Origin of the sequence: Microtetraspora malaysiensis, from assembly GCF_050947145.1 — a bacterium.
GTDB lineage: Bacteria > Actinomycetota > Actinomycetes > Streptosporangiales > Streptosporangiaceae > Microtetraspora_A > Microtetraspora_A malaysiensis.
Map to the genome: position 1 here is coordinate 3,763,553 of NZ_CP191998.1, position 25,366 is coordinate 3,788,918.

Consider the following 25,366-nt stretch of genomic DNA (forward strand, 5'->3'; position numbering starts at 1 on the left):
TCACGGGTACGGGTTCGCTGACCGGCCGCGGGAGCACCGCCGCCATGATCGAGCAGTGGGGTGGGGGCCAATGACCACATCTGCCGAGCACCATCAGCATCGGAATCACGACCATGTCCACGGCGCCGGTTGCGGGCATGTCGCCGTCCCGCACGGTGACCACGTGGACTACGTCCACGACGGCTGCATGCACCGGGTGCACGAGGGCCACGTCGACGAGTGCGAGCCGCCGGGCCACGTGCCGCACGGCGATCACGATCACCAGCATGGGCCGGGGTGCGGACACGTGGCCGTCCCGCACGGTGACCACGTGGACTACGTCCATGACGGTCACCGCCATGCCGGCCACAACGGGCACTGGGACGACCACTGACCCCGTTCGCCCCGGCAGGCCTCGCCGACGTGGCGATCCGGTCCGCGACCGCCTGCGGCATCTGATCCTGTCCACGCGTGGCCGGGCAGAATTCCCCCCTTGATGAAACTCTATTAAGGCATACGCTTAAAGATGTGTCACCGAAAGATGAATTCGACCGCCTGCAGGACGCCAACCGTGCGGAGGTCCCCTCCGAGCTGGTCCGGGCCGCGCTCCGCGCCGCCGCCCGGCTGAACCGGGACGTGGCCGACGTACCGATACTCGCGATCGCCCAGGAAGCCGGGATCTCACGCAGCACGCTGCTGCGCCGGCTGGGCGGCACCCGCCAGGCGCTGGACGAGGCGGTGCGCGCCGCCGGGGTGGATCCCGGCGGGCAGCGGCCGGTGCGCGACCGCGCCGTCGAGGCCGCGGCGCACCTGATCGGCGAGCAGGGCCTGGCCGCGGCCACCCTGGAGGCGGTCGCCGCCTCCGCCCAGTGCTCGGTGCACAGCCTGTACGCGACCTTCGGCGGCCGGGACGAGCTGCTGCGCGCCGTCTTCGACCGCTACAGCCCGATCCTGGACCTGGAGGAGACGCTGTCCGGGCCGCCGGCGGACCTGGCCGAGACGGTCCGCCGGGTCTACCGCCTGCTGGCCGACGGGCTCGCCCGCCCGCCCCGGGTGCTGCCGGCCGTTCTCGCCCAGGCCCTGGCCAGGCCGAACGACGAGGGCACGGACATCCTGGCCCGGCACTTCGCGCCGCGCCTGCTCGGCGGGCTCGGGCGGTGGCTTGCCGCCGAGGTGGCCGCCGGCCGCGTCCGCGACCTGCCGCTCCTGCTGCTCATCCACCAGATGGCCGGCCCGCTGGTGCTCCACTTCCTGCTGCGCCCGGTCGGCGAGCGCGTGCCCGGCGTGGTGCTGCCCAGTGTGGAGGAGGCCTGCGAGGTGTTCGCCGAGACGTTCCTGCGTGCCGTCGCCCTTCCCGAGCCACCGGCCGGGGCGGACGGACATCCCCTACTCCATCGAGAGGAGCTTCGATGAGTGAGACCACCACGTGCGCGATCATCGGCGGAGGGCCCGCCGGGATGGTGCTGGGCCTGTTACTGGCCCGGGCCGGAGTGGAGGTCACCGTGCTGGAGAAGCACGCCGACTTCCTGCGCGACTTCCGCGGTGACACCGTCCACCCGAGCACCCTCGCCCTGCTGGACGAGCTCGGCCTGGGCGAGTGCTTCGCCGCGCTGCCGCACAACCGGGTGGAGCGGCTGGCCTTCGAGCTGCCGGGCGGCCGCCGGGTGCCGCTGGGCGACTTCAGCCGCCTGCGCGTCGCCCACCCCTACGTCGCCATGGTCCCGCAGTGGGACCTGCTCAACCTGCTGGCCCAGGCCGGACAGGAGGAGCGCGCGTTCACCCTGCGCATGAGCACCGAGGTCACCGGCCTGCTCCGCGAGAAAGGCAGGGTGGCCGGCGTCCGCTACTCCGGCCCGGACGGACCCGGCGAGCTGCGCGCCGACCTGACCGTGGCCTGCGACGGCCGCTGGTCGCTCGCCCGCCGCGACTCCGGGCTGCGGGTGCGGGAGTTCCCGGTCGGCATCGACGTCTGGTGGTTCCGGGTCCCGGTCCAGGGAGCGGTCCCCTCGTCCCTGACCCCGCGCTTCGGCCGGGGCAGGGCCATCGCCATGATCCCCCGCGAGGGCTACCTGCAGATCGCCTACCTCGGCCACAAGGGCGGCGACGCGGCGCTGCGCGCACGCGGCGTCGAGGCGTTCCGCCGTGACGTCGTCGAGGTCGCGCCCGAACTCGACGGCGCCATCGACGCTCTGGAGTCGATGGACGACGTCAAGCACCTGGACGTGCGGCTGAACCGGCTGCGGCGCTGGCACACCGCGGGGCTGCTGTGCATCGGGGACGCCGCCCACGCCATGTCGCCGGTCGGCGGCGTCGGCATCAACCTGGCCGTCCAGGACGCCGTGGCCGCCGCCCGGCTGCTCGCCGCCCCGCTCAGGCGGCACCGCGTCACCGGCCGCGACCTGGACGCGGTGCGCCGCCGGCGCCTCCTGCCCACCGCCGTCACCCAGGGTCTGCAGAGGCTCCTGCACCGGCGCGTGATGGAGCCGGTCCTCGACGACCGGCCCCTCGCTCCGCCCAAGCTGCTCCTGGCCCTGCTCGCGGCCGTGCCGGCTCTGTCGGCCGTGCCCGCGTACATCATCGGGGTGGGCGTCCGCCCCGAGCGCGCCCCCGTCTTCGCCCGCCGGGCGCCGAGGAAGCCCCGCCGTTCCGGCTGAAGCCCCGCGTTATGCCCGTAAGCGATATTTGCTCCGGTTGTCGCTCATGCGGCGCGGCTCCGATGGCATCCTGGAGAGCCGACGATCACGAGGAGATCAGCGATGGCGCACCCTCTCGACACGCAGGTCGCCCTCAGGCGTACCCCACTCGCCGCGGACGAGAGGGCCCGAGCCGTGGCGGGATTCACCCCCTTGGTCACCGAGCACCTCGTCGCCGGCGGCCGGTTCAGGGTGAGCGCCGACACCCCGGAGCTGGTGGAGGTGTTCCAGGAGGTCGCCCGCAGGGTGGGGGACATGCTCGGCCGGCCGGTGGTCAGCTACGCCAACGGCAGGTACATGATGATCACCTTCGGTCAGGAGGGGATCCCGGGCGGCGCGGACGAGGGCGTCCGCTCGGTCGAGGGCTGATCAGTCACGTCGTCACCGTCCCGGCCGACGCGTCCGTCGAGCCGCCCCGGGCCTTTCCGTCCCGAAAGTGGGTGTTCGCCACTACGCGATAGCTTTGCCGGTCGTGGATGGAATCTTGGGCACGTTGGCCTCCGCGGTGGGGATGTTCGCCGGTACGAACGTCGACGACATCATCGTGTTGACGGTCCTGTTCCTGTCGTCGCGGGCCGGTGGCGCGCCCAGGACGTGGCAGATCTGGACCGGCCAGTATCTCGGCGTCGCGGCGTTGGTCCTGGTGTCGGTGGTGGCCGCGCTGGGGCTGACCATCGTGCCGGACGACTACGTCGGCCTGCTGGGCCTGGTGCCCTTCGGGCTCGGGATATGGGCGTTGGTCAGGGCGCTACGCGCTCGGGCCGACGGGAGCGACGGCCCCGCCCCGGCGGTGGCGTCCGGGCTGGCGTCGGTGATCGGGGTGACGGTCGCGAACGGCGCCGACAACATCTCGGTCTACACGCCGGTCTTCCGCGCCGTCGGCGTCGGCCCGACGATTCTGACCATCGCCGTGTTCGCGGCAGGGGTGGCGGTCTGGTGCCTGGTGGGCGCCTGGCTGGGCTCGCACACGAAGGTCGTTGCGGTGATTGAGCGCCACGGGCAGTGGATCGTCCCGCTGGTGTTCATGGCCATCGGGGCGTTCATCGTGCTGGAGTCCGGCGCGCTGGGGAAGATCCTCTGACCGCGAGGTTCTGACGGCGGCCCCTCTGCGGCGGGGTGCTCAGCCCAGAACAGACCGCCGCCTCGCGGGCGGCGCGGCCGATCACCAGTGGGCCAGCTCCAGTACGGCGATGCCGGTCAGGACGGTGACGGCGGCGGTGACCCGCAGGACGCCCAATCGCTCCCGGAAGATCAGCGTGCCGTGGAGCGCCTGCACGCGGCGACCCGCGTCCTCGTCGTCGGAGCCGGGCTGTCCGGCGCCGTGGCCGCGGACGCCGCCTACCGCCTGCGGGCCCTCGGCTCCGTCGCGGACGCCCCGCTTGACCCGATCACGGCCCAGTTGGCCGCCGGCCAGCTCCCGGCGTCCGCCTCCTGCCTGGCCATCAGCCACACCGGCGCGACCCGCAGCACGGTGGACGCCGCCCGCCGCGCCCGCCAGGGAGGCGCGAGCGTCATCGCGCTCACCAGCTACGCCCACTCTCCGCTGAGCGAGACCAGCACCGTCACACTTGTCGCCGGCGGGCAGGACCTCGTCTTCGGGCTGGAAACCGTCGCCAGCCGCCTGGCCCACCTCGCCGTCGTGGACGCGCTGACTCTGACCCTGCTCTCCCTGCGCGGCGCCACCGCCGAACAGGCACTGCGTCTGTCGGCCGACGTCACGGCCGACCACGCGTACTGACACCGCACCGTTCACCTGGACGTCCGGGCCGGGTTGGGCCGGAGCGCGCCTCCCCGGTCATGGCGCCGCGTCGCCCTGGCGTTCTTCGGTCGTGCCGCTCCACAACATGCGCATCTCGGGGCTGGTCTCCAGGACTTCGGCGAGGCTGCCCTGCGCCTCGACCCGTCCCCGCGCCATGACGACGATGTGGTCGGCCTGGTCGAGCACGGTCCGCCGGTGGGGACACCACGAGGTGCACGGTTCGAGCCGCATTGGTGTTCCGCGGCCAGGCCGTATCGCGTTGAATGAAGTGCCGGCAAGCGGCGTCCATGATCGTCGCGGCACCGTCGCGCTGTCAAGCGCCTCTCGAATTTGACGGAGAAAAGCAGTCGCCAATAGTCACCGGGAACGGGAACTGCTATTCCAGGTAAATATCGCCGGGCTTTTATCGTGGGTGCCTTGAGGGCGTTTTGCCGGTGGCGGTCGTTGGTCGGCGTTGCGGGCCGAGAAGTCCGGTCCGAACGTTTCCGTCGATCACGTGCGGGCCGCTGTGTTCCCCGGTCTGCTCGACGGGAGCAGGTCCGGCCTGGGCGACGACGAGGTCGTAGATCGACCTCGTTCGGTGCTCTGTTACGGTTGCTCGTGACGCGGGGTGCCCGGGAGCCGGGCTGAGATCACACCCGTCGAACCTGATCTAGTTCGCACTAGCGAAGGGACGTCATCGTTGACTGCCATCCCCAAGGTGTTGTCGATCGCCGGCACCGACCCCAGCGGCGGCGCGGGCATCCAGGCCGACCTGAAGGCCTTCTCCGCGCTCGGCGGCTACGGCATGGCGGTGATCACCGGCCTGGTCGCGCAGACGACCACCGGTGTACGCGAGATCCTCGAGGTGCCCGCCGCGTTCGTCGAGTCCCAGTTGGACACGCTGCTGACCGACGTCCCGGCGGACGCGGTGAAGATCGGCATGCTGGAGGAGGCCGCGGTCGTCCGGGCGGTGGCCGCGGCGCTGGACCGGTTCTCGCCCCCGTATGTGGTGCTCGACCCGGTGATGGTGGCCAAGAGCGGCGACCGGCTGCTGGCGCAGGACGCGGTGGCCGCGCTGCGCGAGGAGCTCCTGCCCCGTGTCGACCTGATCACGCCGAACCTGCCCGAGGCCGCGGACCTGCTGGACGAGCCCCAGGCAGTCGGCGTCGAGGAGATGCGCGAGCAGGTCAAGCGGCTGCACGCGCTGGGGGCGCGGCGGGTGCTGCTCAAGGGCGGCCACCTCGACGGCGACGTCTGCGTGGACGTCTTCAGCGAAGGGGACGGCGCGATCGAGCTCTCCGCGCCGCGCGTCGCGACCCGCAACACCCACGGCACCGGCTGCACCCTGTCCGCGGCGATCGCGGCGCTGCGGCCGCGTCATGCGGACTGGCTCGCCGCCGTTCGCGAGGCCAAGGAGTACCTGACCGGCGCGCTGCGCGCCGCCGACACCCTGGGCGTCGGCCACGGCCGCGGCCCGGTCCACCACTTCCACGCCGTCTGGTGATCCCGGGCGACTGGCCTCCCACCTGGGAAGCCAGCCGGTGCCGGGGCGATGGGCCGAGGGGCGCCGGTGACCGGATCGTTCCGGTACGAGGCCAGATCGGGCCTGCCGTACCGGCATCGGCGCTGGTCAGAATAGGGGACATGAGCCGAGCGCTGATCGTGATCGATGTCCAGGAGTCCTTCCGTGCCCGCCCCCTCTGGGAGCAGATCGCCAACCCGAAGATCGCGGATCCGGTCAACCGGCTGGTCCGCCTCGCCCGCGCCAACGGCGACCTGGTGGTCTGGGTGCTGCACGCCGAACCCGGCAGCGGTGACGTGTTCGACCCGGCCCTCGGACACGTGCGCCTGCTCGACGAGCTGGAGCAGCCGCAGCCCGGCGAGCCGGTGCTGCGCAAGACGTCCCACAACGCCTTCACCACCACCAACCTGCAACAGCTGCTGACCGGGGCGGGCGTACGCGAGCTGCTGGTCTGCGGGATCCGCACGGAGCAGTGTGTGGAGACCACCACCCGGGTGGGCAGTGACCTCGGCTACCGGATGGTCTTCGTCACCGACGCCACCACGACGAACCCGATCGGTGAGCTGGGCGCCGACGCGATCATCGAGCGTACGGAGGCGGTCCTCCGCGACCGCTTCGCCCGGATCGCCACGGTAGCCGAACTGGAGGCGGAGCTGGGAGCATCCGAGGCGTGAGCCGTGTCGTCTTCGTCCTGCTGCCCGGTGTCCACCTGCTCGATCTGGCCGGGCCGGCCCAGGTCTTCAGTACGGCGGCGGACTTCGGGCAGCCCTACCAGCTCAGTTACGTCGCCGAGCAGGAGCAGGTGCGCACCGCGCAGGGCCTGCCCCTGATCGCGGACATCGAGTGGCCGGAGCTGGGCCCCGACGATCTGGTCGTGGTGCCGGGCTGGCGGGCGCCCACACTGCGTGGCGGGCCGGAGCTGAGCCCGGCCGCGCTGGAGCGGGTGCGCGCGCACCACGCCGCCGGCGGCACCGTCGCGAGCGTCTGCGCCGGGGCGGAGGCGCTGGGCCAAGCGGGGCTGCTGAACGGGCGCCGCTGCACCACGCACCACGAACTCCAGGACGAGTTGGCGGCCCGGCATCCCCGGGCGATCGTGGTGCGGGACGTGCTGTTCACCGCCGACGACGGGGTGGTGACCTCGGCGGGCATCGCGAGCGGCATCGACCTGACGCTGCACCTGCTGGCCGTCAGGCACGGCCCGGCACTCGCCGCCCAGGTGGCGAGGGCCATGGTCGTCTACGCCCGCCGCAACGGCCACGAGCCGCAGGCCAGCGCCATGCTGCGGCACCGCTCCCACCTGGACGACACCGTCCACCGCGTACAGGACCTCATCGACGCGCGGTTCGCCGAGCCGCTGCCGCTCGCCCACCTGGCCACCTCCGCCGGCGTGAGCGAACGCACCCTGACCCGGCTGTTCGCCCGCGCCACCGGCGGGCTCACCCCGCTGCGCTACCAGCAGGCGCTGCGACTGGAACGTGCGGAGCACCTGGTCAGCCGTGGCACGACGGTGGAGACCGCTGCGCGCGAGGTGGGGTTCGAAGATGCCCGGATGCTGCGCCGTCTCCGCGCCCGAGTGCCCTTCTGACAATGGCTCCCCCGGTCAGAGGCCGATCACGACGTGGGCGTGCCACATCCCGGACTCGCGGCCGAACCGCAGTCCCTCGCGGCTGATCGGCGCGGGTGACTCGCCGGCGCGGCCGACCGTCTCCAGCGGGACGGTCGCCAATCGCATCTCGACCTGCCCCTCGGTGGCGCCGGTTCGTTCGTCGATCGACACGTCCACCGCCACCCGGCCGGACCTCTCGACCTCGCGGACGACCTCGTCCAGCAGCGTGATGAGCAGCTCTTCGTCGGTCTCCTCGGCCAGGGCGATGGTGTCGCAGTGGTCCGGGACCGCGTCGCCGACGTCGGCGAAGGTCTCCACCAGTGCCCGTGCCGCTTCGGCCAGGCATTCCTCGCGGCCGTCCGCCCACGCCTCCAGCGCGATGCCGGCGGTGTGGGGGACCACCCGGTGCCCCCTGCTCACGCTGTCCACCCCTTCTTCGGCCGCGTTCGGCACGTCGGGCCCGATCCGCGGATACGAGACTTCACGGATCAGACGAACACGCGCTGGGAGACGATGCCGGTCCCGACGTTCTTCCCGAACGCGGCTCCCACATCATGCTCGGGCCAGAGGTCGAAGTGCTGACCAGGCTGGAGATATTCGCTCGCCTGGTCGTCCGTCACGAGGATGGTGACCAGGCGGTCCTTGTCACCGGGGACCAGCGGTTCGTCGTCGTCGGTCGTGATCGCCGTTTCGAACAGGTGGCTACGGATCTTGGTCCCTTCGCGGCGGCGTACGTGGACCACCAGCGAGTGCGTGGGGCTGAGTAATTCGTGTTTCAGTCCTCCTTCCTCCGGGCGTAGCAGCGTTATCAAAGTTCTGACCTTGTATCTCCTCATTGTTTCTACGACCTTTTCTGAACGATGTGCGTGTGCTGTTTTCGCTGGCGTCCCCTTTGGTTTCGGCGTCCCGGCCGTTTTGGCGGGGAGTGGTTCGGCGGGCCATATTTCATTAATTCAAACTATACGCCGCGTTGATTCGGTGACGATTACGGGCCCGGTGGAGAGCGGACGATGCCGGATGGGGGCTGATCGCTGAGTGATGCGGCGTGCGCGACCGCCGGGGAGTCGCGCGCCTGTGATCGACCTCACGCGGCCCGGCCGTCACACGGCCCACGGGCGTGCCGTCTTTATGCATAGTTCACAGACGGAGGACGAGGCCTCATGTTCACCAAGGATGAGAACCCCATGCAACAGCCCGGGGCGGCCCCACGGCGGCGAGGGTTACGCCGCGCGCTGAAGGCGGTCGCCGCGCTGATGGTTGTGGTGGTCGCGGCGCTCCTGGTCGTGGCGTACGCGTGGCAGCCACCCGAGGAGCGGGATTTCCGCTCGTCCTGGTCGGCGGAGTCGCGCTTCGTCGACACGCCCGTGGCCCGCTTCCACTACACCAAGACCGGGAACGGCTCGCCCGTTGTGCTGCTCCCCGGTGGCACGCTGTGGATCTACACCTATCGCGACACCATCCCCGCCCTCGCCGGCGATCACACCGTGTACGCGGTCGACCTGCCTGGATACGGATACACGAGCGTCCACGACGAGGGTTTCGGCTATGACGTGCGGGCGATGACCGATGCTCTCGGCTCATTCATGGACGCCGTCGGCGTGCCGCGGGCGTCCGTGGTCGCCCATTCGCTGAACGGTTCCGTTGCGCTGTACCTCGCCGAGACCCGTCCCGAACGCGTGGGAAAGCTGATCCTGATGGCGCCCCTGGGGCTGGACGCGCCAGGCAACGCCAATCTCGAAATGATGCGTGTGCCCGTGATCGGCGAGGCGGTGACCAAGCTGATGGGCAGATCGACCTTCGCCTCAGGCCTGTCGGGGGCCTACGCGCACAGTGAACGGATGACCTCCAGGGTCGTCGACGAGTACTGGGCGCCGCTGAGCCACCGACCCAACCGTGCGGCGATGTGGAAGCAGGTCCGCGAGCTTGACCTGTCGCTCGTCGAGCGGAAGCTGGGCGGCATCCGCGCTCCCACGCTGATCCTGTGGGGGGACCGGGACACGTTCGTCGCCCCCGAGCAGGCCGACCGGCTGCGCCGCAGTATCCCGGGATCCACGCTCCGCATGTTCCCCGGCCTGGGGCACATCCTCCACGAGGACGAACCCGCTCTGGTCAACCCTGTGCTGGCCGGTTTCCTCGGCCTCGCGTGATCAAACCGGACAACGCCGGCCCCCTGTGGAAACGCTGGGGCCGTCAGGGGAGGGTCAGCTCGTATTCGATCTGCTCGATCGGGTTGCCGTCGCCGTAGTCGTGGTCGCGGACCACGCCCGACTCCGTGAAGCCGCTCTTCGCGTAGAAGCGGCGGGACTGGAGCGTGTCCCGTAGCGTCCACAGGTGGACCCGCCTGACGCCGTCCTCGCGCATTCTCCGCAGGGAAGCGGTCATCAGGACGCTCGCGACACCGCTTCCCCAGCCGTCCGGGTGGCCGTAGAAGCCGAAGATCTCCGTCGCCTCCGGGTGCTCGGCCGAGGGGCCGAAGTAGGAGAAGGCCAGCGGTCGCCCGTTCAGGGCGGCCAGCATGATCGTTCCCTTGCTCTCGGCGAGCACGTCGTGCCACTTGTGGCGCCGCTGCCGCACCGCCTCCGCGAAGAACTCCGGAGCGAAGAAGCCGGCGTAGGCGGCCTTCCACGACTCCGCGTGGATCTCGCCCACCGCATCCCCGTCGTCCCAGGTGGCCGGAGAAACCGTCACGTCACTGATCACGCGATCACCCTACTGGGCCCGGACTCTCTCGCCTAGATCAAGTAGTTGCAAGTTCCTTGCAACTAGTACGGCTCTTCCGGGACGCGGGCGAGGCCAGGCCGCCCTCGCCCGCGCTTCCTCAGGGAGGCCGTCAGAAGGCCGGCTCGGTGTGGACGAGGCGGCCCTCGACGTACGTGGCCAGCACCGACGTCTCGGCGAGCTCGCCGGCCGGGATCGCGTACGGGTCACGGTCGGTGACCACCAGGTCGGCGAGCTTGCCCTGCTCGATGGTGCCGGTCTCGGTGTCCAGGTGGTTCACCCGCGCCGCGCCGATCGTGTACGCGGCCAGGGCGGCCGCCAGGGTGAGGCGCTGCTCCGGCAGGAACGCCTCCGCGCGCTCGCCCGGGACCCACCGGTTGACGGCGACGTGGATGCCCAGGAACGGATCGGGGCTGCTGACCGGCCAGTCGCTCCCGGCCGCGAGCGAGGCGCCGGCGCGGGCCAGATCCCCGAACGGGTACTGCCAGGCCGCCCGCTCGGGGCCGAGGAACGGGATGGTCAGCTCGTCCATCTGCGGCTCGTGCGCCGCCCACAGCGGCTGCATGTTGGCGCTGACGCCGAGGGCGGCGAACCGCGGCACGTCGTCCGGGTGCACGACCTGCAGGTGGGCGATGTGGTGCCGGTGGTCGTTCGCGCCGTTGGCGGCGCGTGCCGCCTCGAACGCGTCCAGGGCCTCGCGGGCCGCCCGGTCACCGACGGCGTGCACGTGGACCTGGAAGCCCTCGGCGTCCAGGCGGGTGACGTACCCGCGCAACTTCTCGGGATCGACGAAGCTGATCCCCTGGTTGCCGGTCCGGCAGCCGCAGCCGTCGAGGTAGGAGGAGGTCATCGCGGCGGTGAAGTTCTCCGCCACCCCGTCCTGCATGATCTTCACGCTGGTGGCGCGGAACCGGCCCGCCTCACCTCGGCGCGCGAGCAACTCGGGGATCTGCTCCTCGCCCCTGTCGCGGTCCCACCAGAGGGCGCCGACCACCCGCGCGGTGAGCAGCCCGGACTCGGCCGCCGCCAGATAGGCGCTCTGCACCTTCGGATTGACCATCGCGTCCTGCCAGGCGGTCACACCGGCGGAGTGCAGCCGCCGCTGGCCCGCCCGGAGCGCGCGCAGCATCATGTCCGCGGTCGGTTCGGGGACGTGCCGGCCGACCAGGTCGGACGCGCCCTCGTGGAGCGTGCCCTGCGGGCTGCCGTCGGCCTCCCTCTCGATGCGCCCGTCGGCCGGGTCAGGCGTGCCCGCGTCGACGCCGCTCAGCTCCAGCGCCCGGGTGTTGACCCACGCGCCGTGGCCGTCCCGGTTGATCAGATGGACGGGCCGGTCGGGGACCACCGCGTCCAGCAGGTGCCTGCTCGGCGTTCCGCCGGGAAACCACTCCATGGACCAGCCACCGCCGCTGATCCACTCGGCGCCGGGGTTCGCCTCGGCGTACGCGCGGACGGCGGCGACCGCCTCGTCCGCGTCGCGAGCGTCGTGCAGGTCGCACCGGATCATGGAGAGGCCGGCCAGGACGGGGTGCACGTGGGCGTCCTGGAAGCCGGGGAGCAGGGCGCGGCCGGCCAGGTCGACGACCTCGGTGGCGCGGCCGATCAGCGGCCGGACGTCCGGGTTCGCGCCGACGGCGACGATCCGGCCGTCGCGGACGGCGACCGCCGTGGCGGCGGTGCGGCCCGGTCCGAGCGTGTGCACCGGACCGCCGAGGAAGACGAGATCGGCGGGGGTGGTCATGCGGATTCTCCTCGAGACGGGATCAGGGGGATCACAGCGCTTCGGGGCGGTGCGCCCAGGGCCGGACGCGCTCGACGGCGGCGCCGACCTGGAAGACGGTCGCGTCGTCGTAGCTCCGGCCGACGATCTGCACGCCGGTCGGCATGCCGTTGGACGCGCGACCCGAGGGGACGTTGAGCACCGGGCAGCGGCTGGCGATGTTGAAAACCGTGGTGAGCGAGTACTCCAGATAGTGGTCGAGCTCGACGCCGTTCACACTGAGCTTGGTGTCGACGTACTCTTCGCCCGCGCGCAGGCCCGACGCCCCTGTGGTCGGGCAGATCAGCGCGTCGTAGCGGTCGAGCAGCTCGCCGATGGGCCGGTAGATCGCCGCCTCCATCTCCAGCCCGGTCAGGAAGGCGCCGGGCTCCTCCATCGCCCGCGCGGCGTCGGCGGCGAAAGCGAGGGCGTAGGGGTTGAGCAGGTCGCCGTGCTCGGCGGCGACCCGGCCCACCATGGGGCCGAAGATCGCGCCGAAGTGGATGAAGGCGGCGCGCATGACGTCGGCGCGGCGCAGCCCGACCTCGACCTCCTCGACGATCGCCCCGGCCTCCCGCAGCGCGTCGGCCACGGCCCTGGTGTTGGCCGCGATCTCCGGCTCGATCTCCCAGTCGCCCAGGTTCGGCGCGTACGCGATGCGCAGCCCGGTCACGTCGCCGAGCCGGTCGGGGATGTGGACGGCGGGGCGGAGGGAGACCACGTCGTGCGGGTGCGGGCCGGCGATGACGTTCTGGAGCAGCGCGCAGTCGGCGACCGTGCGGGCCATCGGCCCGTCGTGGCAGTAGTGGTCGAGGTTGAACGGCGGCATCGCGGGCACCCGGCCGTAGGGCGGCTTGTAGCCGACCGTGCCGGTGTTGGCGGCGGGCAGCCGGATCGAGCCGCCGATGTCGGAGCCGGTAGCCAGGGTGGCGGTGCCGGAGGCGAGCACCGCGCCCGAGCCGCCGGAGGAGCCGCCGGGCGAGTAGTCCAGGTTCCACGGGTTGCGGGTGATCCCCCACAGCCGCGAGTGCGTGAACCCGGCGCAGCAGAACTCGGGCGTGGTGGCGCGCGCGTGCACGATGCCGCCGGCGGCGACGATGCGCTCGATGACCGGGTGGGTCACCTCGGCCACATCGTCGGCGTAGGCGAGCGATCCGTCCGAGGCGATCCGCCCGGCGATCGGCTGCTCGTCCTTCGTGGCGACGGGAAGCCCCTCCAGCGGTCGCGGGGAGCCGTCGCGGTAGGCGCGCTCGGCCTCCTTCGCCTGGAGGAGCGCCTCATCGAACATGCGCTCGCTCAGCGCGTTGACCCGCGGCTCGACGGCCTCGGCGCGCTCGATGACGGCGGTCATCAGCTCGACGGGGGACAGCTCGCGAGAGCGGAACATCCGCAGGGCCTCGGTCGCGGGCAGATAGGCGAGGTCGGTCACTGGGCCGCACTCCTTTCCGTGGAGTTCGTGTCGGGGACGTGACGAAGGGATTCGGGGGACGCCGGAGCTGCTGGCGTCTCCTTCAGCGCGGCCGCGAGGGCGCGCCGGTCGGCCGCGATCTGGGCCGGGTCCCAGCCCGGCCGCGGCACGGAGTGCAGCAGCAGCCGGGTGTACGGGTGCTCGGGGACGGCCAGCACGTCCCGGGTCGGGCCCGTCTCGACCACGCGCCCCTGGTAGAGCACGAGGATGTCGTCGGCGATGTGCCGGACGAGCGCCAGGTTGTGCGTGACGAACAGATATCCGACGCCGGTGTCACGGCGGATCTCCGCCAGCAGGTCGAGGATCTGGGCCTGGATGGACACGTCGAGGGCGGCGGTCGCCTCGTCCAGGATCAGCACCTTCGGCTCGGTCGCCAGCGCGCGGGCGATGGCGACCCGCTGCCGCTGGCCGCCGGACAGCCGTCTCGGGAGCGCGTCCGCCTCCCGCTCGCCGAGGCCGACTCGCTCCAGCAGCTCGTCGCGGCGGGCCCGCCGCTCCTGCGGACTCATCCCGAAGTGCAGGCGCAGCGGCTCCTCGACGCACTGCGCGACGCTGACGCGGGGGTCGAGCGAGAGGTAGGGGTCCTGGAAGACCATCTGGAGTTCTCGCGCGCGGGCCAGCCGGGTCGCCCTGCCGCGGGCCACGCCGGAGCGGTCCCGCCCGGTGACGCTGATCCGGCCGGAGTCGGGCCGCTCGAGGCCGACGATCATCCGCGCGGTCGTCGTCTTCCCCGATCCGGACTCGCCCACGATGGCCAGGGAGCCGCCGGGCTTCAGCGAGAAGGAGACGCCGTCGACGGCGACATGGTCGCCGAACGTCTTGCGCAGGTTCTCGACCTCCAGTGCGTACTCAGTCATGGATGAGCTCCTCCACGCGCAGACAGGCCACCTGAGCACCGTCGATCTCCCGCTGTACCGGTTCCTCCTGCGTGCAGCCGGGCCGGACGTGGGCGCAGCGGGCCGCGAAAGCGCATCCGGCCGGACTCTCGGCCAGCGACACCGGACGTCCCGGGACGCCGTGCGGCGGCTCGTCCGACTCCAGCCGCGGGGTCGCGGCCAGCAGCCCCGAGGTGTACGGATGACGCGGCCGGCTGAAGAGTCCTTCGGCGGACTGCGCCTCGACGATCCGGCCCGCGTACATCACGTAGATGCGGTCGCAGATCGCGGCGGCCAGCTCCAGGTCGTGGGTGACGAAGAGCATCCCCATGTCACGCTCGGCCTGCAGCCTGGTGAGGATGGAGATGACCTCGGCCTGGGTGGTGACGTCCAGCGCCGTGGTGGGCTCGTCGGCCAGCAGCAGCCGGGGACCTCCGGCGAGCGCGCCGGCGATCATCACGCGCTGCAGCATGCCGCCGGAGAACTCGTGCGGGTACCTGCGCAGAGCCGCGCGCGGCTCGCGGATGCCGACCGACTCCAGCAACTCCTCGGCCCGTTTGAGCGCGTCCTTCTGCGGCACGCCGCCGGCCCGCATCCCCTCGGTGACGAAGTCGCCGATCCTGCGCATCGGGTTGATGGAGGCCCGAGGGTCTTGGAAGATCATGGAGACGTCGCGGCGGCGCAGCTCACGGAGCCGGTTGGGAGGCATCGTCAGGATGTCCTCTCCGTCCACCCGCAGGCTGCCGGAGGACTGCGCTCCCTCGGGCAGCAGCCCCAGCACCGAACGGCAGGTGACGGACTTGCCCGATCCGGACTCGCCGACCAGCCCGACGGCCTCGCCCCGTTCGACGTGCAGTGACACCCCGTCGAGGATGGGGCGCGCGGCCTTGCCGGCCGCGAGCCGTACGTTCAGGTTCTCGATCTCCAGTAGCCGAGTGGTCATCACTGCTCCCGCCTGGCGACGCGGTCGGCGATGGACTCGCCGACGATGCTGAACGCGACCACCGTGATCACGATGGCGACGCCGGGGGCGAGGACGGGGAGCATCGCGCCCAGGAGCAGGGACGGGGCGCCCTCGTTGATCATCGCGCCCCAGTCGGCGGTGGGCGGCTGCACACCGAAACCGAGGAAGGAGAGCGCCGCGAGGTCCATGAGCGCGTAGCCGAAGTTGATCGCGGACTGGGCGAGGATCAGCGGAGCGATGTTGGGGAGCAGGTGCTTCAGGCAGATCACCCAGCCCGACCAGCCCTGCACCTTGTACGCCTGGATGTAGGGGCGCGCCTTCTCCTGCAGGGCCACGCTGCGTGCCAACCGGCCGACGTACGGGGCGTAGGCGACGCTCATCGCGATCACCGGCGCGGTCAGCCCGACGCCGAAGACCGCCACCAGGATGATGGCCAGCAGCAGGGCGGGGAAGGAGAAGATGAGCTCCATGGCCCGGGAGAGCACGGAGTCGACGACTCCGCCGTGCCAGGCGGCCGTCACCCCGATCAGCATGCCGAGCAGCGTCGAGACGATCACGACCACCAGCGGGCCGAGCAGTCCCGTACGGGCGCCGAAGATCAGCCGGGACAGGACGTCGCGGCCGGACTGGTCCGCGCCCAGCAGGTGCTCGGGGGTGGAGCCGCTCAACGTCGCGGACAGATCCACGGCGTCGGGGTCGTGCGGTGCGATCAGCGGGGCGAAGACCGCCGCCACGATCAGCAGGGCCAGCAGGACGAGGGAGGCCGTGACGAGCTTGTCGCCTCCCACGATGCGGGCCAGCGGCGCGAAGAGCCTGCGCCGGTGGACGGTGGGTACGGCGGTCATGCTTTGCCTCCCTTCGCGTGGGACAGACGGGGGTCGATGAGCGGGTGGACCAGGTCGACGATCAGGTTGGCGCCGACGAAGGCGAGCACCACCAGCAGGCTGACCGCCTGCACGACCGGGAAGTCCTTGACGGTGACCGAGCTGACCAGCAGCTGGCCGACCCCGGACAGACCGAAGGCGGTCTCCACGATCGAGGTGGCGACCAGCAGGCCGGCCACGACCGTTCCGGTCACGGTGGTGATCGGGCCGAGGGCGTTGCGCAGCACGTGCCGCCGTACCACGTCCGAGCCGGGCACCCCGCGTGAGCGGGCCACCTCGACATGCTCGCGTCCCAGCTCTTCGAGCATCGACGTACGGGTGACCCGGGCCAGCAGGCCGACGAAGGTCAGGGCGAGCGCCGCCGCCGGGAGCGTCAGATGGTAGATCCGGTCACCGAACCCGCCGCCGTTGCCGAAGGAGGGGAACCAGCCCAGCTGGACGGAGAACAGCGAGATCAGCCCCATCGCGGCGACGAAGGACGGCGTGGCCGTGGCGATGCCCGTGCCGACGAGGACCGCCCGGTCGACGATGCCCCGCCGCAGCGCGGCCAGCGCCCCGAACACCAGCCCGCCGACCACGATCAGCACGCCGGCGTAGCCGATGAGCCACAGCGTCGTCGGCAGCCGGGCGGCGATCAGGCCGCCCACGTCCTGCCGGAACGTCGCGGACTTGCCGAAGTCGCCGGTGACGACGCCGCCGATCCACTTGGTGTACTGGACCAGGAACGGGTCGTTCAGGTGGTACTGCTCTCTGATGGCCGCGAGGGCCGCCGGTGACGCCGAGCGCCCTCCCATGAGGAAGGTCGCCGGGTCACCCGGGGCGAGATGAACCGAACCGAAGATCAGAAATGACGTGATGAGCAACGTCACGGCGATCCCGGCGATCCGGCGGAGGAGGAAGCCTGCCATGGTCGAACTCAACCGGCCAAACCCAGACGAGCGGCCCACGGGTAGACAAGCTGGGAGATGCTGGTCGGTGCGCCGGTGAGCCGCTTGTTCAGGAACATGCTGTGCGGTGGCTCGTACAGCGGGATCCACACGACGTCGCGGACGGCGATCTCCTGCAGCTTGGCGATCGTCGCGGCGCGCGCGGCCGGATCGGCCTGGGCGTTGGCCTCGTCGACCAGGGCGTCGTACTCGGGGTTGGAGTAGCCGCCGTAGTTGGAGAAGTCGCCGGTCCGCAGGATTCCGTAGAACTCCAGCGGGTCGGGGGTGGAGTCGTACCAGATCGTCATGACCAGGTCGATGCCCTCGCGGGCCTTCGGGTCGGAGAACAGCGCCGTGTAGGCCTCGGGGGCGACCGCCTTCAGTTCGACCTTCAGGCCGATGGCCTGCCCCGCCGACTGCACCGCGTTGGCGATGACGCCGATCTCCGGGGAGAGCGTGCTCGTCGCGATCACGATCTTCTTGCCGGTGGCGCCGGCCTCCTCGACCAGCTTCTTCGCCCCGGCGACGTCCCTGGTGAGGGCCGGAAGCTTGGCGTAGTACTCCTTGGCGGCGTCGGGGGCGATTCCCCAGGCGCCGATGGCGCCGGGCGCCTTCGCCGGTGTGGCGGCTCCGCCCGCGGCGGCCTTGATGATGCCGTCGCGGTCGAGCGCCATGGACAGCGCCTTGCGGACCTTGAGGTCGCCGAGCGTGCCCTTGAGGTTGGTGGGGATCAGGTTCACGGCCGTCGTGTTGGGGCCGAAGTAGAGCGTGCCGTTGGTGGCGGTGCGGAGTTTGGGGAACCCGGGGGGCGGCAGCAGGTAGCCGCCGTCGACCTCGCCGGCGAGCAGCGCGTTGACGCGGGCGGCGGGGTCCGGGATGAACACCATCTTGAGCGTGCTCACCTTGGGTTCGAGCGCCTTGTCCCAGTAGTCGGCGAACTTCTTGAAGTTGATCGACTGGCCCTTCTGCCACGACTCGAACGAGAAGGGGCCGGTGCAGTTGACTCCGACGTCCGGGGTGCCGTAGCCCTCCTTGGCCAGCGAGGCGGCGCTCTCGATGGTCCCGGCGGAGGTGCCCATCTCCTCGTTGAAGAGCTGGTCGGGCCGTTTCAGGTGGACCGTGACCTCCATCGGCCCGGTCTTCTCGATCTTGTCGACGTTCTGGTAGGCGGAGACCCAGTACGAGCCGACCTTGGGGTCCATGTGGCGGCGCATGCTGGCGACGACGTCGTCGGCGGTGAGCGTGGAGCCGTCGTGGAACTTCACGCCGTCGCGGATCGTGTAGACCCAGCGCTTGGGGTCGGGGTTGGCCGCGGCGGCGGCCAGGCCCGGCTCCACCTTCAGGTCGGGGGTGACCCGCATGAGTTGCTCGCACACGTTGGCGAGCACGGTGTTGGGGTGGTAGTCGAAGGCGTACGCGTAGTCCAGGGACTGCGGCTCGGCGTAGAGCGACCAGGTCACCGTGTCCACGGCGCCCTTGGCCGGCGGGGTGTCCTTCGTGATCTCGAATGCGGCGGAGTCGCCACCTTTGCCGGAGGGCGAGGCGCCGCCGCAGGCGGCGACCGCGAGTGCGAGCAGGACCGTCGCGGCGGCGAAACGGGAGGTGCGCATCAGACCACCTCTTTCTGAACGGGCCGCAACGATCAGGTGTGCGGCAGAGGTGGCTGTGAGTATTCGTGAAGGAACGTTCCTGCACAAGGGTTCGGCGGAACGATTCTGCAATGCATACGGGTGGGTGGCGGAGCGTCCGCCCGGATGACAGGATCGCGCTCATGAGCCAGTCGCACCGCAGACCCAGGGTTCGCCTCGTGGACGTGGCCCGCGCCGCAGGGGTGTCCAAGACGACCGTGTCGGACGCGCTGAACGGAGCCGGGCGGCTCCCCGCCGCCACCCGCGAGCACGTGCAGAAGGTGGCGCGATCTCTCGGCTACCGCCCGAACGCCACGGCACGGCTGCTGCGCGCCGGGCACACCCGCCTGCTCGGCGTCGCGGCACGCGAGTACGTCGAGACGCCCTGGGTCTACGCCGAGCTGGCCTACTTCTCGCAACTCGCCACCGCGACGACCCAGGCGGCCCTCGCCCATGGGTACGGCGTCGTCCTGCTGCCCACCTACGGGCCGGACGACTGCTGGCTGGACATGCCGCTGGACGGCGTTTTCGTCATCGACCCGGTCGAGGGCGACCCGATGGTCGGGGACTTCCTCACGGCGGGCGTCCCCGTGGTCGCCGACCGCCGGGCGCTGGCGGAGGTCCCGGTCGAGGCGCGGGAGGCCGGCCGGTGGGTCGACTTCGACTACGGCGCCGCCGTACGCCAGGTCCTCGATCATCTGGAGGCCGCGGGCGCCGAGCGGATCGCGGTCGTCGCGGGCGCGACCACGGCCTGCTTCCACCAGCAGTCCGTCGGCGCCTACCACGACTGGTGCGCCGAGCGCGGCCGCGAGCCCCGGATCGTCGCCATCCCCGCCCCCGGAGTCCAGCACGCGCTGCAGGCCGTGACGGAGGTGCTCACCGCCCCGGTCCCGCCGGACGCGCTCTTCACCCTGGTCGAGCTCAGCCCGCCGCTCCTGCTGGACACGATCCGCAGGCTCGGCCGTTCCGTCCCCGGCGACCTGCTGCTGGTCTGCAGCACGGAGGACCCGGCGGCCTCCTACACCGACCCGCCGATCAGCACGCTCGGCTTCCTGCCCGGCGAGACCGCGCGGGCGGCGGTGGAGCTGCTCGTCGACTGCCTCGACGGCCGCGGTGGCGACGACGGCCGCCTGTTCTCGGCCGACTTCCGGATCCGCGCGTCTTCGACCGTCCCCGCGCGGCGGGCCGCGCAGCAGGGATAGAGGCGGGGATAGAGCCGCACGACCGGGGTAAGGACGTCCCGTGCCCGGGCTTTCCACTGGGTTCTCGACATACCGCCGTAAATCGCACCACGGCCTTGTGGTTGGCCGCCCATAGCACTCGCGCGCAGGGAGGTGCCCGATGCGCGTCGTCGTCGATCTCACCCGATGCCAGGGGTACGGGCAATGCGTCTTCGCGGCGCCCGACGTCTTCGCGATGCCCGGGCAGGAGTCGCTGCTCTACGACCCCGACCCGAGCGACGAGCAGCGGGAACACGTGCTGCGGGCGCAGGCGGCGTGCCCGGTCCAGGCGATTCACGTCGACCGGCTCGCCGGGCACGTCCCCGGCCCCCGGCCGTACCCGTACCCGGCCCCCGACAGCGCTCCCGACAGGGGGGACGGGTTCCGGCGTTCCGGGCGGGTCGTCATCGTGGGCGCGTCGCTGGCCGGCGTGCGGGCCGCCGCGGTGCTGCGCCGGGACGGCTTCGCCGGGTCGCTCACCCTGATCGGGGACGAGCCGCACGAGCCGTACGACCGGCCGCCGCTGTCCAAGCAGGTGCTGACCGGCCGGATGCCCCTGGAGCACACCACGCTGCCCCGGCTGACGGACCTGGACGCCGAATGGCTGCTGGGCCAGCGGGCGACCGGCCTGGACGTGGCCGGCAAGCGGGTGCGCCTCGCCGACGGCCGGGAGGTCGAGTTCGACCGCCTGCTGATCGCCACCGGCGCGCGGGCCCGGCCGTGGCCCAACGAGGCGGAGGCCGCGCTGGACGGCGTGTGCGTGCTGCGCACGATCGAGGACGCGACCCTGCTGCGGCGGCGGCTCGCGTCCGGGAACGGGCGGGTGCTGGTCATCGGCGCCGGATTCACCGGGTCGGAGGTCGCCTCCGTCTGCCGGGAGCTGGGCCGGCCGGTGACGGTCGTCGACCGGGGACCGGCGCCGCTGGCCGGCGCGCTCGGCAGGGTGATCGGCGGGATCGCGGCGCAGATCCAGCGGGAGCACGGCGTGGACCTGCACTGCGACACCACCGTCATCGGGCTCGACGGCGACGCGGAGGGGCGGCTGCGCGCCGCGCGCCTGTCCGACGGCACCACCCTGGAGGTGGAGACGGCGGTGGTCGCCCTCGGCGCGGTCCGCAACGTCGACTGGCTGGAGGGCGCGGGGCTGGCCGCCGGAGTCTGGGGCGTGGGCTGCGACGCGGGCTGCCGCGTCTTCGACATCAACGGGGTGGTGACCGACGACATCTTCGCCGCCGGGGACATCGCGCGCTTGCCGCATCCGGCGTACGAGTTCCAGTTCCTGGCCCTGGAGCACTGGGGCAACGCGGTCGCCCAGGCGGAGATCGCCGCGCACAACATGGTCAGCGACCAGACCCGGCGGTGGGCGCACCTGGCCCTGCCGGTGTTCTGGTCCAGCCAGTTCGGGATCAACATCAAGTCCGTCGGGGTGCCGACGTTCGCGGACGAGGTCGTGATCGCGCAGGGCTCGGTCACCGAGCGCCGCTTCGTCGCGGTCTACGGGTTCCGGGGGCGCGTCACCGCGGCCGTCACGTTCGACCAGGCCATGTGGCTGGAGTTCTACCAGCGGATGATCGAGCGGGCCGCGCCGTTCCCGCCGGACTTCGCCATGGTCGGCCGGCCCGCCGAGATGCGCCCGGTGCCGGCGGAGGTGCCGCCGCGCGTCGCGGTCGCCCAGGGAGCCACCGTCGTGGTGACCGGCCACGACCCGAGCGAGCGGAGAGCCACCCTGGTGCGCCGCCCGCAGTGACCGCTGCACCGGCCCTGCACCGTACACGTCCGGACAGCCCGCGAAGCCGAGGAGCGACGCCATGGCCGAGACGTCCGTCTTCGCGCGGATCCTGGACTACGCGAACCGCGCCGACCCCTACCCGCTGTACGCCGAGCTGCGCGAGACCCCGGTCCTGCGCGTCGACGGCCGCTACGTGGTCAGCACCTACCGGGAGGTCGTCGAGCTGCTGCACGATCCGCGGATCAGCTCGATCCGCGAGGAAGACGTCGCCGGCGGCGGGCCGTCGGACGGGGAGAGCCTGCCCGGCCTGCCGCCCGCCTTCATCCGTCGTGATCCACCGGACCACGACCGGGTCCGCCGTGTGGCGATGCGGCACTTCGGGCCACCTCGCTCACCCGGCCGCGTCGAGAGCATGCGGGGCGCGCTCTCCGAGATCGTCACCGGTCTCATCGACGGCTTCGCGGACCGGACCCGGGTGGACGTGGTCGACGACTTCGCCTACCCGCTTCCGGTCACGGCGATCTGCCGGCTGCTGGGCGTGCCGACCGAGGACGAGCCGCGCTTCCGCGTGTGGGCGGCGGCGCTGGTCGAGGCGATCGACCCGAGAGCCGGGGAGGCCACGCAACGGCGGCGGGTCGAGGCCGGCCTGGAACTGCGCGCGTACCTGGACGAGCTGGCCGAGGCCCGCCTGCGGCAGCCGTCCGGGGACCTGCTGTCCGCGCTGGCCACCGACGACGGCGTCGAAGGGGCCATGTCGCGCGACGAACTGCTGAGCACCGCCTCCCTGCTGCTCGTCGCCGGTCACGAGACCACCGTCAACCTCATCACCAACGGGATGCTGACCCTGCTCCGCCACCCCGCCGAGCTCGACCGGCTGCGCCGCGACCCCGGCCGCGTCGTCCCCCTGGTCGAGGAACTGCTGCGCTACGAGCCGCCGGTGCAGATGCTGCCCCAGCGCACCGCGCTGGACGACATCGAGATCGCCGGCACCACCATCCCCAAGGGGGCGACGATCACGCTCGTGCTCGCCGCCGCCGACCGCGACCCCGGGCGCTTCCCCGACCCGGACCGGTTCGACCCCGACCGGGCGGACAAGGAGCACCTCGGCTTCGGAGGCGGCATCCACTTCTGCTTCGGCGCTCCGCTGGCCCGCCTGGAGACCCGGCTCGCGCTGTCCGCGCTCGCCTCCCGGCTGGAGAACCCCCGGCTGGTCGCCGACCCGCCGCCCTACCGGGAGAACGTGGCGCTGCGCGGGCCTCGCCACCTCCTCATCGAGTTCGACGGAGTCGCCCCGTCTCCGGTGACGTGAGCAGCGCGCGGCGAGGACCGGTGGGCCCGGTGGAGGGGGATGGCCGTGAATCTCCAGGTGCTCCCGTTGGCCGTCACCATGATGATGGGACCGCAGATCATGTGCGCCATCATCCTGGTGACCACTGAGCGCGCCCGCGCGTGCTCTCTCGCATTCCTCGTCGGCGTCGCCGGCGCCACGGCGGTGGGCGTCACCATCGCCCGCGGCGTGTTCGGGCTGCTCGGTGGCGAGATCTCACCGGCCCCCGCCTCCGACGCCGGATCGGTGGGAACCGCCGTCCAGATCGGCCTGGTCGCCGTGCTGCTCGCCGTCGCGGTGAAGAACTACGCGAGGCGGGACACGGCGGAGCCGCCGAAGTGGCTGAGGGAGCTGCTGGGGGCCGATCCGTGGAAGGCGTTCACGACCGGCTTCCTGGTGATCCTGCTGATGCCCTCAGACATCCTCGTCATGCTGACAGTGGGCGCGAATCTGGCGCAGAGCGGCACAGGCCCGGGCGCGGCGTTGCCGTTCATCGGGGCCACGGTCGCGGTCGCGGCGCTGCCTCTGCTGGGTCTCCTGCTCTTTCGCGGGCGGGCCGAACGCGCCATGCCGAGGATCCGGGAGTGGATGGAGTCCCACGGCTGGCTGGTAAACATCGTCGCCTGCCTGATCTTCATCGCGCTCATCCTGTGAGACGCGTCGCCCGGTCGTCCGGGGCCGGAAAAATGACCGGCCGCGAGGTGTAGGCGGGACCAGCCGTGGCAGCTGATACGGCGGGTCCCGGGACGGCTCCGCGCACGCTCCGTTCGGCAGGCCGCGATGGGCCCCTCGGACAAGGGGGAGCATATGGCGTCATCAACACCCTCCGGCGCGGCGGGACCGGCCGGCGGGCCGGCGTTCGACCGGCTGACCATACGGCTGGCGACGGGCGTCTGGGGAATAGCCGTGGCCGTCGGCATCCTGTCGGTGCTGCTGGGTCTGGCCATCGTGGTGTGGCCGAACGTCACCATCGGCGTCGTGGCCATCCTCTTCGGCGTGAAGCTGATCATCCACGGCGTGTACCGGACCGCGCAGGCCGTCGTCGCGGTCGAGGTGAGCGGCGCCACCCGCGTCCTGTTCACCCTGCTGGGCGTGCTGTCGTTCGTCGTCGGCGTGCTCGTCCTGCGCGCCCCGTTCCACACCGCCGCGATCCTGGCGCTCCTCTTCGGCCTCTTCTGGCTGATCAGCGGCATCGTGGGGTTCGTCATCGCGCTGACCGACCGGTCCGTGCGCGAGCGTGGATGGGCGGCCTCCTTGGCGGTCCTGTCCGCTCTCGTGGGGCTCGCCCTGCTTCTGTGGCCCGGGATCACCTTGGTGGCCATCACGTGGACCTTCGGCCTGTGGCTCATCACCTGGGGGATCTTGACGGTGGCCCTCACCCTGTCGATCCGGCGCCTGGACAGGCGGCTGGTGGACACCGGCGCTCCCGGGGCGCCGCGAAGCTAGCGCCCCTCCCGATGCGACGGGCGGGGCTGTCGTCAATGCGCGGACAGCAGGATGACACCGAGGGCCACGATCCCGGCCGCGGCCACGCGCCGGGGGCCGAGCCGTTCGGCGAAGAACACCGCGCCGATGAGCGCGCCCCACAGGATGCCCGTCTCGCGGAGCGCCGCGACCTCGGCGAGCGCGCTCCGGGTCTGGGCCCACAGCACCAGGCCGTACGCCAGCATCGAGATCGTCCCTCCGCCGGCCGAGACCAGCCAGCGGTCGCGCAACGCGGGTACGATCGCCCGGCCGCGTACGGCCGTCATCACCGCGAAGGTCAGCACCCCTTCGACGGCGAACATCCAGGTCGTGTAGCCGAGCGCGGTACCGGACTCCCGCACGCCCAGGCCGTCCACCACGGTGTACGACGCGATGGCGGCCCCGGTCAGCACGGCCGCCGTCACGGCCTTGCGGGACGGCAGGTTGCGCCGCCCCACCCCGGCGAGCGCGAGCGCCGCGAGGCCACCGCAGGTCGCGGCCAGGCCGCACACCTGAAGGACCGTGAGCCTTTCACCCTGGATGCCGGCCACGATCGCGACGAGCAGCGGAGCGCTTCCCCTGGCGATCGGGTAGACCTGGCCGAAGTCGCCCAGCTCGTAGCAGCGGATGAGCAGCAGCATGTACACCAGTTGCAGCGCGATCGAGACGGCGCCGTACATCCAGGACCCGGCCGCGGGCGGAGCCACGAAGGGCAGCAGCGGCAGGCAGATCAGCGACTGGGTGATCCCCATGACGCCGAAGGCGGCGTGCCGGTCCGGCACCGCCTTGGCGAGCGCGTTCCACGTGGCGTGGAGGAGCCCGGCGAACAGCACCGCGACAGCGGAGAACACGATCGACCCCCG

At 71.7% G+C, this 25,366-nt stretch carries 27 protein-coding genes and 1 riboswitch; of the genes, 15 read left to right on the forward strand and 12 right to left on the reverse strand.

The window, feature by feature from the left end; translation table 11 throughout:
• Window positions 1–70: 70 nt before the first annotated feature.
• The 6 genes from ACQP1V_RS17795 to ACQP1V_RS17820 all read left to right on the forward strand — a co-directional run bounded on the left by ACQP1V_RS17795 (window position 71) and on the right by ACQP1V_RS17820 (window position 4,410).
• On the forward strand, window positions 71–373 hold the full coding sequence (locus ACQP1V_RS17795) for a hypothetical protein (protein ID WP_084259472.1): 303 nt from the start codon (window positions 71–73) through the stop codon (window positions 371–373).
• Between the two features lie 134 nt (window positions 374–507).
• Window positions 508–1,392: a TetR/AcrR family transcriptional regulator gene (locus ACQP1V_RS17800; protein ID WP_433424317.1), complete on the forward strand. Its 885-nt coding sequence runs from the start codon at window positions 508–510 to the stop codon at window positions 1,390–1,392.
• Window positions 1,389–2,633, forward strand: coding sequence for an FAD-dependent oxidoreductase (locus ACQP1V_RS17805; protein ID WP_433424320.1), 1,245 nt, complete (start codon window positions 1,389–1,391; stop codon window positions 2,631–2,633). Before ACQP1V_RS17800 ends, ACQP1V_RS17805 begins: the two co-directional genes overlap by 4 nt.
• Before the next feature lie 102 nt (window positions 2,634–2,735).
• The gene (locus ACQP1V_RS17810) at window positions 2,736–3,041 is read left to right on the forward strand and encodes a hypothetical protein (protein WP_433424323.1); all 306 of its coding nucleotides are present in this window, start codon (window positions 2,736–2,738) and stop codon (window positions 3,039–3,041) included.
• A 103-nt stretch (window positions 3,042–3,144) separates the two neighbouring features.
• Entirely contained in the window at window positions 3,145–3,753 is a 609-nt protein-coding gene (locus tag ACQP1V_RS17815) for a cadmium resistance transporter (RefSeq protein WP_433424326.1), read from the forward strand.
• Between the two features lie 180 nt (window positions 3,754–3,933).
• Window positions 3,934–4,410: an SIS domain-containing protein gene (locus ACQP1V_RS17820; protein WP_433424329.1), complete on the forward strand. Its 477-nt coding sequence runs from the start codon at window positions 3,934–3,936 to the stop codon at window positions 4,408–4,410.
• A gap of 57 nt (window positions 4,411–4,467) precedes the next feature.
• Here the strand turns inward: ACQP1V_RS17820 and ACQP1V_RS17825 are convergent, their stop codons facing one another.
• Window positions 4,468–4,662 carry a hypothetical protein gene (locus tag ACQP1V_RS17825; RefSeq protein ID WP_433424332.1) on the reverse strand — a complete coding sequence of 65 codons (195 nt, stop codon included), beginning with the start codon at window positions 4,660–4,662 and terminating at the stop codon, window positions 4,468–4,470.
• Window positions 4,663–5,027: 365 nt separating this feature from the next.
• Window positions 5,028–5,122: riboswitch (TPP riboswitch) on the forward strand.
• Here ACQP1V_RS17825 and thiD point away from each other — a divergent pair.
• The 3 genes from thiD to ACQP1V_RS17840 all read left to right on the forward strand — a co-directional run bounded on the left by thiD (window position 5,114) and on the right by ACQP1V_RS17840 (window position 7,520).
• Window positions 5,114–5,917 (forward strand): bifunctional hydroxymethylpyrimidine kinase/phosphomethylpyrimidine kinase, encoded by an 804-nt coding sequence (gene thiD, locus ACQP1V_RS17830; protein ID WP_433424335.1) that lies wholly within the window; start codon window positions 5,114–5,116, stop codon window positions 5,915–5,917. Its footprint overlaps the riboswitch before it by 9 nt.
• Before the next feature lie 140 nt (window positions 5,918–6,057).
• Window positions 6,058–6,609 carry a cysteine hydrolase family protein gene (locus ACQP1V_RS17835; RefSeq protein WP_433424338.1) on the forward strand — a complete coding sequence of 184 codons (552 nt, stop codon included), beginning with the start codon at window positions 6,058–6,060 and terminating at the stop codon, window positions 6,607–6,609.
• On the forward strand, window positions 6,606–7,520 hold the full coding sequence (locus ACQP1V_RS17840; protein ID WP_433424341.1) for a GlxA family transcriptional regulator: 915 nt from the start codon (window positions 6,606–6,608) through the stop codon (window positions 7,518–7,520). The genes ACQP1V_RS17835 and ACQP1V_RS17840 overlap by 4 nt, the downstream gene beginning before the upstream one ends.
• A gap of 15 nt (window positions 7,521–7,535) precedes the next feature.
• Here ACQP1V_RS17840 and ACQP1V_RS17845 read toward each other — a convergent pair whose 3' ends face one another.
• The gene (locus ACQP1V_RS17845) at window positions 7,536–7,961 is read right to left on the reverse strand and encodes an archease (protein WP_433424344.1); all 426 of its coding nucleotides are present in this window, start codon (window positions 7,959–7,961) and stop codon (window positions 7,536–7,538) included.
• Between the two features lie 68 nt (window positions 7,962–8,029).
• On the reverse strand, window positions 8,030–8,377 hold the full coding sequence (locus ACQP1V_RS17850; protein ID WP_433424347.1) for a hypothetical protein: 348 nt from the start codon (window positions 8,375–8,377) through the stop codon (window positions 8,030–8,032).
• Between the two features lie 324 nt (window positions 8,378–8,701).
• Here ACQP1V_RS17850 and ACQP1V_RS17855 point away from each other — a divergent pair, with 324 nt between their 5' ends.
• Window positions 8,702–9,688 carry an alpha/beta fold hydrolase gene (locus tag ACQP1V_RS17855; protein ID WP_433424350.1) on the forward strand — a complete coding sequence of 329 codons (987 nt, stop codon included), beginning with the start codon at window positions 8,702–8,704 and terminating at the stop codon, window positions 9,686–9,688.
• 43 nt (window positions 9,689–9,731) lie between these two features.
• Here the strand turns inward: ACQP1V_RS17855 and ACQP1V_RS17860 are convergent, their stop codons facing one another.
• The 8 genes from ACQP1V_RS17860 to ACQP1V_RS17895 all read right to left on the reverse strand — a co-directional run bounded on the left by ACQP1V_RS17860 (window position 9,732) and on the right by ACQP1V_RS17895 (window position 18,745).
• A complete protein-coding gene (locus tag ACQP1V_RS17860) occupies window positions 9,732–10,241 on the reverse strand; it encodes an N-acetyltransferase family protein (RefSeq protein ID WP_433424353.1) in 510 nt (169 codons plus the stop codon).
• Between the two features lie 130 nt (window positions 10,242–10,371).
• Window positions 10,372–12,000: an amidohydrolase gene (locus ACQP1V_RS17865; RefSeq protein ID WP_433424356.1), complete on the reverse strand. Its 1,629-nt coding sequence runs from the start codon at window positions 11,998–12,000 to the stop codon at window positions 10,372–10,374.
• Window positions 12,001–12,031: 31 nt separating this feature from the next.
• Complete coding sequence (locus ACQP1V_RS17870; RefSeq protein ID WP_433424359.1) at window positions 12,032–13,447, reverse strand: amidase; 1,416 nt, start codon at window positions 13,445–13,447, stop codon at window positions 12,032–12,034.
• On the reverse strand, window positions 13,444–14,343 hold the full coding sequence (locus ACQP1V_RS17875) for an ABC transporter ATP-binding protein (protein ID WP_433424362.1): 900 nt from the start codon (window positions 14,341–14,343) through the stop codon (window positions 13,444–13,446). Before ACQP1V_RS17875 ends, ACQP1V_RS17870 begins: the two co-directional genes overlap by 4 nt.
• The gene (locus ACQP1V_RS17880; protein ID WP_433424365.1) at window positions 14,336–15,304 is read right to left on the reverse strand and encodes an ABC transporter ATP-binding protein; all 969 of its coding nucleotides are present in this window, start codon (window positions 15,302–15,304) and stop codon (window positions 14,336–14,338) included. Before ACQP1V_RS17880 ends, ACQP1V_RS17875 begins: the two co-directional genes overlap by 8 nt.
• Window positions 15,304–16,170: an ABC transporter permease gene (locus tag ACQP1V_RS17885; protein ID WP_433424368.1), complete on the reverse strand. Its 867-nt coding sequence runs from the start codon at window positions 16,168–16,170 to the stop codon at window positions 15,304–15,306. Before ACQP1V_RS17885 ends, ACQP1V_RS17880 begins: the two co-directional genes overlap by 1 nt.
• A complete protein-coding gene (locus tag ACQP1V_RS17890; RefSeq protein WP_433424371.1) occupies window positions 16,167–17,117 on the reverse strand; it encodes an ABC transporter permease in 951 nt (316 codons plus the stop codon). The genes ACQP1V_RS17885 and ACQP1V_RS17890 overlap by 4 nt, the downstream gene beginning before the upstream one ends.
• An 8-nt stretch (window positions 17,118–17,125) precedes the next feature.
• Complete coding sequence (locus ACQP1V_RS17895; protein ID WP_433424374.1) at window positions 17,126–18,745, reverse strand: ABC transporter substrate-binding protein; 1,620 nt, start codon at window positions 18,743–18,745, stop codon at window positions 17,126–17,128.
• Window positions 18,746–18,906: 161 nt separating this feature from the next.
• Here ACQP1V_RS17895 and ACQP1V_RS17900 point away from each other — a divergent pair, with 161 nt between their 5' ends.
• The 5 genes from ACQP1V_RS17900 to ACQP1V_RS17920 all read left to right on the forward strand — a co-directional run bounded on the left by ACQP1V_RS17900 (window position 18,907) and on the right by ACQP1V_RS17920 (window position 24,485).
• Window positions 18,907–19,965, forward strand: coding sequence for a LacI family DNA-binding transcriptional regulator (locus ACQP1V_RS17900; RefSeq protein WP_433424377.1), 1,059 nt, complete (start codon window positions 18,907–18,909; stop codon window positions 19,963–19,965).
• Between the two features lie 139 nt (window positions 19,966–20,104).
• Window positions 20,105–21,730: an FAD-dependent oxidoreductase gene (locus tag ACQP1V_RS17905; RefSeq protein ID WP_433424380.1), complete on the forward strand. Its 1,626-nt coding sequence runs from the start codon at window positions 20,105–20,107 to the stop codon at window positions 21,728–21,730.
• A 61-nt stretch (window positions 21,731–21,791) separates the two neighbouring features.
• Complete coding sequence (locus tag ACQP1V_RS17910) at window positions 21,792–23,021, forward strand: cytochrome P450 (protein ID WP_433424382.1); 1,230 nt, start codon at window positions 21,792–21,794, stop codon at window positions 23,019–23,021.
• 39 nt (window positions 23,022–23,060) lie between these two features.
• Entirely contained in the window at window positions 23,061–23,693 is a 633-nt protein-coding gene (locus ACQP1V_RS17915) for a GAP family protein (protein WP_433424385.1), read from the forward strand.
• A gap of 153 nt (window positions 23,694–23,846) precedes the next feature.
• Complete coding sequence (locus tag ACQP1V_RS17920; protein ID WP_387410898.1) at window positions 23,847–24,485, forward strand: HdeD family acid-resistance protein; 639 nt, start codon at window positions 23,847–23,849, stop codon at window positions 24,483–24,485.
• A 32-nt stretch (window positions 24,486–24,517) separates the two neighbouring features.
• Here ACQP1V_RS17920 and ACQP1V_RS17925 read toward each other — a convergent pair whose 3' ends face one another.
• Complete coding sequence (locus ACQP1V_RS17925; protein ID WP_433424388.1) at window positions 24,518–25,354, reverse strand: EamA family transporter; 837 nt, start codon at window positions 25,352–25,354, stop codon at window positions 24,518–24,520.
• Between the last annotated feature and the right edge of the window lie 12 nt (window positions 25,355–25,366).